We start from the raw sequence: 12,266 nt of genomic DNA on the forward strand, positions 1-12,266 counted from the left end.
AAAGGCTCTTTTTTATTTATTAGTCTAATAAATTAAGGCAAGCAGCTCCGCGAGCGCCACCTGCATCACCATGACGAGCTTTTTCTATTGCTGGAATTTGAGCATTTCCATAGACACAGTGTGAGAGATATTCAGGTAATTGGTCATACAGTGCATTAAATTGCGATAATCCACCACCAATAACAATTAAATGTGGATCAAGTACAGTAAGAATATTACTTAGATAAATCGCTAACACTTTCATATAACGATCAACGTGCTCTTCTGTTTTCTTATCTCCAGCATAGTATTGCTCAACAATATCAACGGCTCTTCTGGGAGTATGATTGAATGCCTTATACATACGTTCAAAACCACGACCAGATAAATAAGTTTCAAAACACGCTTTTTTACCACAACCGCAGATGATTTTTGGCATTGTTTCGCCAATCACGTTATCTGCATCCACATTCAGATTCATATGACCGATTTCACCAGCAATCCCATTCTTGCCAGATAATACTTTGCCATCAATAACAAAACCGCCACCAACACCTGTACCTAAAATAAGTCCAAGTACAGAAGGATGATGACGAAATTCGGGATCCCATGCTTCCGATAAGGCAAAGCAGTTAGCATCATTTTCAACTTTAACCGGTCTATTGAGTATATGTGCAAGATCATGAACCATTGGCTTGTATTTAGCGGCTGGAACATTAGTGGTAAATACCGTTCCTTCTTTTGCATTCACAATACCAGGAACACCAACGCCTACTTTTCCTTTACACCCTAATTCAATGTCAGCTTCTAAGGTCAGTTCCTTAAAAACATTCAATAACGCCTGATAATCATTTTTAGGTGTAGGAACACGTTTTTGCCATACTTGAGTCAGATCTTTATCAAAAACGGCAAGCTCAATTTTTGTGCCGCCCATATCAAAACCATAATACATATCAGTCTCTTAATTATTCTGTAAATATTATTTATAGCAACGACAAGGGTGTCGTTACGTGGCCATTTCTATTTCAGTCAATACTTAAGTTATCTCTACTGCTTATATACACTAGGTTAAAGAAGAACAGTGATTGGTGACAGTTGAGTTTTCTTTATCTATTGATTACTACTTTCAATCAAAACACTACGTACTTTCATTAGAGCAAAGCCTAATAAATTTAATCCATTCCAAAGAAGAGGATTGTTAATCTCATTGTCTTGCTCACTTAAACCGACTCCCCATATTTTATCAACGGGGCTTGCCTCAACAAGCACACGATTGCCTGTTGAAATCAGAAATTTACCGAGTTCTTCATTTTGGGAAAACTTAGCGATATTGGCACGAATAACAATATCCATACGGTGTTGTTCCCAAATACCTTGGTCAAATCCTTTGACTTCTCTGCCTAATGCTTTTGCAGAGCCTGGGTTAGATGCAGTAATAATGGGCTTTCTGACTTCTATATCATTAAATAGCTTTGCTTTTTCAGCCATCATATAGTGCTCAGCGCTGGCATAACGCACATCATCTAATATAAAAGGTGCTGGATACCATTGGCTAAAACAACTTTTTGCGATGTCATTACCTTTACTTTTGTGTCCCCAAAAGTAGATGTACTTTATTTTCTTTCCTGCACGAAATTCTTTTTTTAATTGTTCTAAATCCATCTTTTTTTCCGTTATGTTGAATACTCCTAATTCACTTAATAAAGATAGCATAGAAGTAAAGAAGGATAGAGTGCCTTTTTGCTATTCTGCTTATAGGTGAAGCGATTCCGCTATTTTCAAATTATTCTTATTAAATTAATCTTAATTAGATTTGTTTTTACTGAATGATAAAAAAATAGAGCTTAGATTACTAGGATTACTCTTAAAAAAATCGAACTAAAGAGTTTCTTTATTTATATAATCACACAAAAAGATAATCTTAAAACGATACTACTTACTTAGTATAAAGGTGTAGTTAATTAAGTGTTTTTAATATAAAAAAGCACATTTATTGGTATTTATACTAATTGTTGGTATTTATAACTAATAAAATAGCTATTACGTAATTAATTTAATAACTTAGCTTAATTGAGATACTTGTTTTCATTGTTACATTTATTATTTGAACTAAATCACGCTTGTGTATTTGTTAAGCTAAATTAACAATATCATTTTATAGATAAAATATTACTTAAGTTAATTATTCTGGAATACAGGTTATTCTTAGCGGTATTTACTATAAGTAAATAATAAAACTAATCATAGATTGATTATCTACTTTTGTCTTTTATTTTAATGTTTTTTTCTAAAACTTAACCAATACTGATGTGTTTTATTTTTTTATTAATAAAATAGAACGATCGTAATATGATAAAAAGCAATAAACACACTTTTTAGGTGTAAAAAAAGAACCTATTTTGATGATGATCAATATGAATAAATAATCCTTTCCATTTTTAGTTATTATTTTTTTAGTCTTTTTTGGAATAGAAAAAAGAGGGTTTATTAAAATTGATCTTGATGGGCTCTTTGCTTTTTAGAAGAAATAATATCAATAAATAATTATTTTAGAATTTTATATTTATAAAATTTATACAAATTGTTATTAATTAACTCTAGTTATTATCTGGTTTTTAAACCTGTTTTTTTAGGTAAAAAAGACGCTATTTTTGATAGTAATAATAAATATGAAATTAAGTAAAAGTACCCATTTTTATAAAGTGAAAATGAGTGGCATTTTACTTTTTACACTTTTTTTGATGTTGTCTTTTTCATTAAAATAATTATACAATTTAATTTAAATAATCATTACTCCTAATTGGATGATGTTTATTTGTAATTAAATAAATTAGTATTTATAAGATTATTTTACCCTACATAGTTGATGTTCATTAATTGATGATTTAATGAGAGTTTAAATATGAATTTATAGAGATATATTTTTAACTTATTGTGAAAATTATCTATAAGGTTCTCTCCTCCTTATTTTGGATGAGCATCAAATTATTGAACAAGGTTTAGAGTACTGTTATTAAAGGGGCCACACTATGTATGATGATATTAGTAACCTAAAAGATAAGTTTCAGGAAGATGCCTTTGCTTTTCAAGAGTTTTCTTCCTCTACAATACAAGATGTTGATAATAAAATAGAACCAGTAGTTATAAATAAAGAAGATAATAATAAAATTAGTAATTTAAGTAATAATACGTTTTCTGAAACTTCACTTATAGTGAAAAACGAACCAAAACAGCCTGTTACTTCATCGTCTATCCCTTCTTATCACCAGGATGCTTTAGTTGTTAAAGCAAAGAAAGACAATTTAATTAAGAGTAAGCAAAATTTGTTAGCAGATAATAAAATATTTGATAGCAAAGAAACTGATAGAGTTCATGCTCATGAAAATATATCACTAAAAGATATATTGTCATTTATTGCCTCTATCTAATCTGAATAAGCAAAACTCTTTGTGTAAATAAATAATATTGACTGGTGTCAATCTTTAGCCATTGTTATTTTATTTTTTAAGATAGGTTTATTTCTTTTCGATATTTATTAATGTCGATAGGGTGCCTTTGTCTTAAGAAAAGATCTATGGCGATGACAAAGGTATGGGTTTATGAATAAAATATTTAAAACATTAATTACGGCTTTTTTATTGATAACAATGTTTTCACTCATTGTTATGCCAATGAGCGCCGAACAACAATATATATTCGGTCTTATCAATATATTGCTGTTATTTGTTATCGGTTTTAAAAAATCAAAAAAACGATTATTAACAATGGTTTTTATTTCATTGTTGATGTCAACGCGTTATCTCTACTGGCGTGCAACAAATACCTTAAATTTTAATACAACTATCGAGGCTGTTTTAGGTAGTGGTTTATTTATGGCTGAAATTTATTCTTGGATAATATTAGTCCTAGGTTATTTCCAAACGTCATGGCCATTAAATAGAAAAATAGCACCTTTACCTAAAGATATTTCTCAATGGCCTACTGTTGATATTTATATTCCAACATATAACGAAAGCTTGGATGTTGTACGTGATACGGTCCTTGCTGCACAAGCTATCGATTATCCACAAGATAAAATGAAAGTTTATATATTGGATGATGGTAGTCGTGAAGAATTTAAACAATTCGCTGGTGATGTTGGTGTAACTTACATTGAACGTGAAGTTCATGATCACGCTAAAGCAGGTAACTTAAATCATGCGATGGGATTAACAGACGGTGAGCTAATCTGCGTTTTTGACTGTGACCATATTTCCACGCGTATTTTCTTGCAAGCAACAGTAGGAAGCTTCCTTGAAGATCCAAAATTAGCGTTGATCCAAACACCACACTATTTCTACTCGCCAGACCCATTTGAGCGAAATTTAAGTGCGGCTAAAGATGCACCGCATGAAGGCGCACTTTTCTATGGCCCTGTTCAACGTGGTAATGATAACTGGAATGCGACATTCTTCTGTGGTTCATGTGCTGTTATGCGTCGTAGTGCTCTTGAAGAAATTGGTGGCATTGCTGTTGAAACGGTAACAGAAGATGCACACACTGCGCTTAAATTACAACGCTTAGGTTGGAACTCTGCATTTATTGATATTCCTTTAGCCGCAGGTCTTGCAACAGAACGTTTAGCATTACACGTTAACCAGCGTATTCGTTGGGCTAGAGGAATGACACAGATATTCCGTGTTGATAATCCAATGTTGGGGCGTGGTTTAACATTCCCTCAGCGTTTATGTTATCTCAATGCCATGCTCCACTTTCAGTACGGTTTGCCTCGTATCATCTTCTTGACTGCGCCGTTACTGTTTATGTTATTTAACCTTAATATTATCGCTTCATCCGCCAGCATGATATTTGCCTATGCATTACCACACTTAATCATGTCGGTTTATGTAAACTCGAAAAATATCGGTAAATACCGTTACTCTTTTTGGGGTGAAATTTATGAAACCGTCATGGCATTTAGTTTGGTACTCCCTACTTTACTGAGCTTAGTTTCACCAAAATTAGGTAAATTTAACGTAACAGATAAAGGTGACTTGCTTGATAAAAGCTATATGGATTACCTCACTGTACGTCCATTAATTATCACTGCACTTCTTCTTATCACTGGGATTTCATGGGTTGTTGTCCGTTACCTATTAAATGACTTCCAAGGTATTGACCCGCTGGTTATTGTTTTAAACCTTGCTTGGGCGACATACAGTTTATTTATCATTCTTGCCTCTATCGCAGTAGGTAAAGAGACGCGACAAATTCGTAAAAATACTCGAATCAATGCATCTTTACCGATTACGTTACATTTTGATGATGGCGCTGAATTAACAACTACCACAGAAGATATTTCAATGGGTGGCGTTCGCATTGCCGTGAATAAAATGTCTGAACTTCGCCAACGTAATGTCACTTCAATCACCCTGAATGTACAACGAGATGAAGTTACCGTTCCTGTTGATATGGTGAGTTTAGAAAGCAATCAACTACGTCTTGAATTCTTACCTATTGATTTAAATCTTCGCCGTAAATTGGTGCGCATTGTCTTTGGTCGTGCTGATGCATGGATCCATCAAGCAGATTATAAAGACAAGCCATTTAAAGAATTGGCCGGTATTACACGTTGTATTTTCGAACTGTTCTTTGGTCGTCGCCAAAAAGTGAAAGCGCCAGCAATAAGAACGAAAGCAAAAGCTTCACTCTCTGTGCAATCAATTAACGGGGATGACTAAGCATGAAAAAGAAACTGACATTAATGCTAAGCCTGACGGCAATAGCGATCGCAAGTATTAATCTTTCTCAAGCAGATACCGGAATGTTAGAGCTAGGAGGGGAGCTTTTACCTGATCCGACTGCTTATACACATTCGCCAGTGCAACAAAATGCGAATAACCCGATCCAACTTGAAGATGGCGTATTGTCTGAAGCGCGTAATATTGAAGAGCAATTAATATTAGCACAAATGGGAAGCCCCTCACCTATCGTGTTATCAGGAAGAAAATTACTTTCTGGTGTGACTTTTAATATGGCGAACGATTTATTTATTGATAAAGCAACATTAACGATGAAGGTGAAAGCGTCTCAAGGATTAATTCAATCTGATCAAACACTTCACTTAATGTTAAATGGTCAACCTATGGGATTTCTACCTTTAGAAGAAGGTGGGCAAGAGCATGAATATGTTTTAGAAATTCCTGAAATGATGTTGACGAATGTGAATAACCTCAGCTTTCGTTTAGCCAATCGTGATGCATTGGATGAAAACCAATGTATTCCTCCACTGGCGGAAGGATTAAGCCTGGTTATTTCACCGGATTCATCATTAGATTATCGAGGTCGCTGGATTAATGGCGGGTATAGTCTGGAACGATTGCCCCTACCGTTCTTTGATCCTGACAGAATGACAGCGACCTCGTTACCTATCATATTGTCAGATAAACCTGACCATGCAGAGGTAACAACAGCAGCCATTGCTGCATCATGGTTTGGCAGTTTTAGCCATGATATTAAGCAAGTTGATTTACCGGTTTTAATGAATCAGTTACCTGAAAGTGATGGTATTTTAGTTGGTTATTCAGGGCAGACTATTGCGGGTATTACATTACCTTCAGGAAATAGTGGGCAATTAACCATTGTTGATAACCCAGTCGATCCTGTTTTCAAATTATTACTGATCAGCGGTGATAATGAGAAATCTCTTCGCCAAGCTGTATGGGCATTAAACAACGGTAAATTGCCACAAAACGATCACTTAGTGGTGCCTTCTCAAACGCTTGCAATGAGTGCGGATTACGATGCACCTCGTTGGTTAAATACCAATAAACCTGTTTCGTTAAGTCAAATTGCCAATGGTAGTGATGATTTCTCACGCCAAGGCATTAACCATGCACCAAATCAGTTTTCGTTTCGTGTCTCTCCCGATCTCTTTTGGTGGGATGGTGATGCACTGCCGTTAGATTTGAAATATGTTTTTCCTCATTCGGATAAACTAAATAGTCGTCGCTCTTCATTAATTGTCTCTTTGAATAACCAATTCTTAGGTGCATTGTATCCGGCGCGTTCAGAACCTTTAGGTATGTTAAGACAATGGCTGGGAATGGAGAGCGAACAGCAAAATAGCACGCTCTATTTAAATCCTCGTCAAATTTATAGTCAGAATCAATTACAGTTTTATTTTGATTTACGTGAGCCTGATGATTCACCGTGTATTTTAACGGATGGCAGTAGCTTAATTAGCCAAATTGATCCGCAATCAACACTGCAATTTAAAAATACTTGGCACTACTCAAGAATGCCGAACTTGGCTTATTTTTCAGGAGCGTCATTCCCATTTAGTCGCCGTGCGGATTTTTCACAAACCACACTGCTATTACCTGAAAGTCCAACAATAGAAGAGCTTTATACCTTAGTGAACTTAATGGCGAGATCAGGTTATGCCACAGGAACACCTGTTTCTCATGCTTCGGTTTTCTTAGGTGCTAAAGAGCTCGAGAAAAATAACCTCTCTCAACACGATGTGCTAGCGATTGGCTCATTAAATAGTGAGGGATTTCTACCTGCTCGTTTTTCACAACAAACGTTCTCATTTTTAAATAAAAACGTCGAAATCAAACCACAATCATTGATTGACAAGGCAAAAGGTTGGATTGCTGGCGATTATTTATCTCAAAGTGGTGATGCTGCAAGTTACTTATCTTCAGTGAAAGATTGGCGTGGCATGATGAGTTTTATCTCACCTTGGGCAAGCGACAGAGTTGTCGTATTGGTTACAGCTAAAGGTAATGATTCGATAAAAACCATTATCAATGACTTAAATTTAGCCCAAATAAATGCGGCTATTAAAGGCGACATCACTCTTATTAGTGGTAAAGACACCGTAAAAAGTTTCCATTTAGGTGAACACTTTTCGCAAGGTGACTTACCTTTCTTACAACAATTCCTTTGGTATAGCTCTAGACACGTATATTTGCTGGGTCTTTTAGCTGTTGGTTTTTGTGCGTTGACGGGCTTCGTGACTTATTACTGGTTACAACGTCGTTCAACTCGTCGTTTACATCAGATATCACAGCATCGTTCAGACAAATAAGAGGGGATATAAGATGAAAAATCACGCACTTAATATCATCGTTAAAGTCATCTATGCAGGTTGTATTCTAGGGGCATCAAGCCAAGTACAAGCAACCGCAGTTGAGGCAAATACAACAGCAACTGATCCAAATATTGTCAGTTCTCTTATTGAGCAAGCTAATTATTGGCACGGTAGAGCACACGATGAACGTGCAGTAGAAGCACTGCAAAAAGTACTGATTATGGAAAGCAATAATCAGGACGCGCTGTATTTAATGGCATTCTTTACTGCGCAACAAGGTAATGAAAAACAAGCAACATATTGGCGAGAAAAACTTGCGCAAGTTGCACCGCAAGATCCACGAATTGAAGGATTAAAAAATATCCGATCATCACAATTTAGTGAACAACAATTAGGATATGCCAGAGAGTTAGCGAAAAAAGGGCAACATGAAGAAGCAATAAAAGCGTATCAACGTTTATTTGTTAGTAGTGAGCCACCTGAAACACTAGCGTTAGAATATTATCAAACCATGGCGGGTGTACCCGCAATGTTGCCTCAAGCTATTACGGGGTTAAAGCAACGTGCTGCATTAATGCCTGATAATAAAGAAACGCAAAAAGCATTAGGATTAACGCTAACTTATAACGAAGAGACTCGCCGTGAAGGTATAACTATTTTAGGTAATATCTCGGGTGATGAATCAGCCAAAAAAGGTATGCGTCAAGCACTGTTATGGCTGAATGTTCGTCCTGATGATGAAGTGTTATATAAGACTTATTTGCAAGCAAACCCGAACGATAAAGCGGTTGCAGAGCATTTCCAAGGTGCTATTCAAGGTAATGCACGCCAAGCAGGTTATACCGCATTAAATAAAGGTAAATTGAAAGAAGCCGAAGGTTATTTCAAACAAGCTTTAGCGGCAGATAACAATGATGCGCAAGCCTTAGCGGGGTTAGGTTATATCGCATTACGCTCAGGTGATTTAACCACAGGTCAGCGTTTATTAAACCAAGCTGCACAATCAGGTGGAGAACAAGGCAGCAAATGGAAACAACAAGTGGAAGATGCGGGTTTTTATGCGCAATTACGCAGTGCACAACAACGCGCTAAACAAGGGAATATTCAACAAGCTCTCGATCAATTAGCCCCATTAGCGGGTGCTTCAGGTGAAAAAGGGTTGTCTGCCAACTTATTACAAGCTGACTTATTACGTAAGCAAGGTAATTTACCCGCGGCTCACCAATTGCTGTCAGGGCTTTATCAGCAAAATAGCCATAATGAGAAAGTGATTTCTGCTTATTACTATTTATTAGTTCAGGAAGGGCAGAATACAAAAGCAGAACAATTATTGGCTCAACAATCAGCCTCTTTGCGTCAAAAACTTACTGCAAATACAGATCCTTCTGAGAAATTACGCCGTGACGCGCAAAAAGCGTTAGAAAATGGTAATCGTGTTCAAGCAAGACAATTGCTTTTACAAGCGCAGCGTAAAAACCCGCAAAATAACTGGGTTTACCTCGATTTAGCGCGCTTAATGGCCGCTGATGGTGACAGTGCTGGCGCAAAAAATATTATCTCACAGCTACAAAACCATAGAACAAGAGATTCTGATTATGTGGCATCGCTGTTTTATGTTGAGCAAAAAGAGTGGGATAAAGTTTTTAACTTACTAAGTAGCCATAATCAACAAACTGAAGCTGAAAAAGCGTTATTACAGCGCGCTCGTTTCCATCGCCAACTTGCGCAAGCTGACCATTATCGTCAGGCAGGAAACCTTGTTGCAATGCGTAATATTTTACGTCCATTAATTAATCAAGTGGCTGATTATCCAAATGATGTGGGTGAATTAGCAGAAAAATTGGTTAATAGTGGATTAAATGATGAAGCGTTGAAATTGGTTGAAAGTGATATTGCAAAAGGCACTAAAGGTTCAGTAGGTAACTACGCTGGTCATATCAATGTTCTCAATGAGTTAGGTCATTATACACAGGCATCTAGCTTGATTAATGATCCTGCTTTACAACAAGAAACACCGATTGTTGAGAAGAAACGTTTAGAAGTTGCCACTAAAGTTGCGCAAGCAGATAGCCTACGTGAAAAAGGCGAAATTAAAGCAGCTTACGACACGTTAGTGGTTGCTTTAAAAACATCACCGAATGATCCCGATTTATTAATGGCATTAAGTCGTGTTTATTTAGCGCAATCAATGCCTGAACAATCAAACAAAATTCTTTCTTATTTAGAAAAAGAGCAAGGAAAAGATAGCAAATTAATCCAAGCTCAAATCGAAGTGGCATTAGCACAAAAAGATGGAAGAAAAGCACAACAATTATTGCAGCAAATTCCTTCATCTTCACAACCCGCTTATTTATTACAAGCTGCGCAAATTGCGCAATTAAATGGTGAGAATCGCAAAGCATTAACGTTACTGCGTAGTGCGCAATGGCAAAACAGTGATAGCACATTAAAAACCTCTGCGGGTCAATTAAACGCATTAGGAGGAAGTGATAATCCTGTTATTGCGGGTTCTATCTATGAACGTAAAGAGATGGCATCGGTTCAACGTTCTATTCGTGAACTTGAAGAAAAAGTTTCACCTTGGGTACAAGGTGGTGTTTCTGTTCGTCATCGTAATGGTGATAAAGGGTTATCTAACATCACTGAAATTTCAGCGCCAATCAGTATTTCGAGTGTGCCTGGAGAAGAGTTCCGTTGGGAATTTAGTGTTAACCCTGTTTCGATGACAAGTGGTTCGGTTTCAGGCGAAAGAGCTAACCGCTTTGGTTCTGGTCAGCTTCAACATGCTGAACGCTTTGCTAAAAATAGCGATAACCATGATGAGAAAAACAAAATTAATGCCGATGAAGCCGGTAGTCAACGTGCTTCTGGTGTTGAATTAGGACTGCGTTTATCGGACAAGGATGTCAGTTTTGATGTGGGCTCAACACCATTAGGTAAAGATACGGCAACGGTTGTCGGTGGTATCACATATTCACCTCAAATTAGCCAAAATGGGCAATTAATACTGACAGCAGAGCGCAGAGCCATAAAAGATAGTCTACTTTCTTATATGGGGCGTACTGATCCAATGACAGGCGAAAGTTGGGGCCGTGTAACACGTAACGGCGCTAAAGTTCAATATGCTTGGGATGATGGAAAAATTGGGGCTTATGCTGGTGGTGGTTTCTATAACTACGAAGGTAAAAGTGTTGCGAGTAATGATGAAGTGAAAGCGTGGATTGGCTCTTATGCTAAGTTCTATAAAGATGATCAACAAGAAGTAAAAGCAGGTGTGCATGTTGATTATATGAACTTCAGAAATAACCAAAACTACTTCTCATTAGGACACGGTGGTTACTTTAGTCCACAAGATTATGTGTCTGTTTCATTACCTGTTGCTTATACCCGTCGTTTTGAAAAAGGTGAAGTCTCATTAAATGGTGCTATAGGGATACAAAGTTACAAACAAAAAGGCAGTGATTATTTCCCAACGCATGGTTATATGCAAAATGCATTAAATAAACAGAATGCGAGCGATCCTCGTATTAAATCTCAGTACGAAGAACAAGACGAAACGAATATTACTTATAGATTAGGTTTAGACGCGAAATATTATTTAAACAAAGAAACCGAGTTAGGTGTCAGCTTATCGCATGATACATCGGGTGATTATGCTGAAGATAATATGTGGTTACACTTAAAATATACCCCAGACTTCCTGTCTAAATAATTAAGGAGACAAATAATGAATAAGCATGACAGTGATATCTTACAATTACCTTTTGAAAGTGGCTGGCAAGATCTAACTCAATTATTATTTTTTCAAATTTTAAATGACAATGATATTTCTACTGCTGGAAATAAATTAAGGAATATAGGTAAAGATATTGCCTTACGTTATCCTTTACCTGAAAGCGAAAATATTCAATTACTTGAATCACATATTAATCGCGTATTAACACTATTTAAATGGGGGTTTGTCACTATATCTCCTGCAATGAGCGAACTTTTACTGGTTCATTGTGCATGGCCTCATTTTACGCAAAGTCAAGATGATGCTCAGTGGCGTGTTGCAAGTGCGGGTGTTTTAGAAGGGTTATATGAAGGTTGGTTAACGAATCAAGGTGGTAATGCCAAAATGCAAGTGCATCGCCAACCTACTGATGCAAAAGATGTCTTTATTTTCCGCTATGCGCATAACTCATCAGCCGAATAATAATATATATGC

7 protein-coding genes are annotated in these 12,266 nt (G+C 36.5%); 5 read left to right on the forward strand and 2 right to left on the reverse strand.

The features are described 5' to 3' along the window. Positions 1 to 19 precede the first annotated feature (19 nt). Together nagK and ABN212_RS11525 are read right to left on the reverse strand one after the other, a co-directional pair. Positions 20 to 931 carry an N-acetylglucosamine kinase gene (gene nagK / locus ABN212_RS11520; protein ID WP_198620272.1) on the reverse strand — a complete coding sequence of 304 codons (912 nt, stop codon included), beginning with the start codon at positions 929 to 931 and terminating at the stop codon, positions 20 to 22. A gap of 158 nt (positions 932 to 1,089) precedes the next feature. Next, on the reverse strand, positions 1,090 to 1,641 hold the full coding sequence (locus ABN212_RS11525) for an NADAR family protein (protein WP_349443247.1): 552 nt from the start codon (positions 1,639 to 1,641) through the stop codon (positions 1,090 to 1,092). Between the two features lie 1,367 nt (positions 1,642 to 3,008). On the opposite strand from ABN212_RS11525, the gene ABN212_RS11530 reads away from it, so the two are divergent. The 5 genes from ABN212_RS11530 to bcsD all read left to right on the forward strand — a co-directional run bounded on the left by ABN212_RS11530 (position 3,009) and on the right by bcsD (position 12,254). Next, the gene (locus ABN212_RS11530; protein ID WP_196533614.1) at positions 3,009 to 3,407 is read left to right on the forward strand and encodes a hypothetical protein; all 399 of its coding nucleotides are present in this window, start codon (positions 3,009 to 3,011) and stop codon (positions 3,405 to 3,407) included. 171 nt (positions 3,408 to 3,578) lie between these two features. Beyond that, positions 3,579 to 5,699 (forward strand): UDP-forming cellulose synthase catalytic subunit, encoded by a 2,121-nt coding sequence (gene bcsA / locus ABN212_RS11535; RefSeq protein ID WP_196533616.1) that lies wholly within the window; start codon positions 3,579 to 3,581, stop codon positions 5,697 to 5,699. Between the two features lie 2 nt (positions 5,700 to 5,701). Further along, positions 5,702 to 8,053: a cellulose biosynthesis cyclic di-GMP-binding regulatory protein BcsB gene (bcsB, locus tag ABN212_RS11540; RefSeq protein WP_349443248.1), complete on the forward strand. Its 2,352-nt coding sequence runs from the start codon at positions 5,702 to 5,704 to the stop codon at positions 8,051 to 8,053. Between the two features lie 13 nt (positions 8,054 to 8,066). Beyond that, the gene (locus ABN212_RS11545; protein ID WP_349443249.1) at positions 8,067 to 11,768 is read left to right on the forward strand and encodes a cellulose biosynthesis protein BcsC; all 3,702 of its coding nucleotides are present in this window, start codon (positions 8,067 to 8,069) and stop codon (positions 11,766 to 11,768) included. Positions 11,769 to 11,783: 15 nt separating this feature from the next. Beyond that, positions 11,784 to 12,254: a cellulose biosynthesis protein BcsD gene (gene bcsD, locus ABN212_RS11550; protein WP_109373335.1), complete on the forward strand. Its 471-nt coding sequence runs from the start codon at positions 11,784 to 11,786 to the stop codon at positions 12,252 to 12,254. Positions 12,255 to 12,266 lie beyond the last annotated feature (12 nt).

Origin of the sequence: Proteus genomosp. 6, from assembly GCF_040139785.1 — a bacterium.
Lineage (GTDB): Bacteria > Pseudomonadota > Gammaproteobacteria > Enterobacterales > Enterobacteriaceae > Proteus.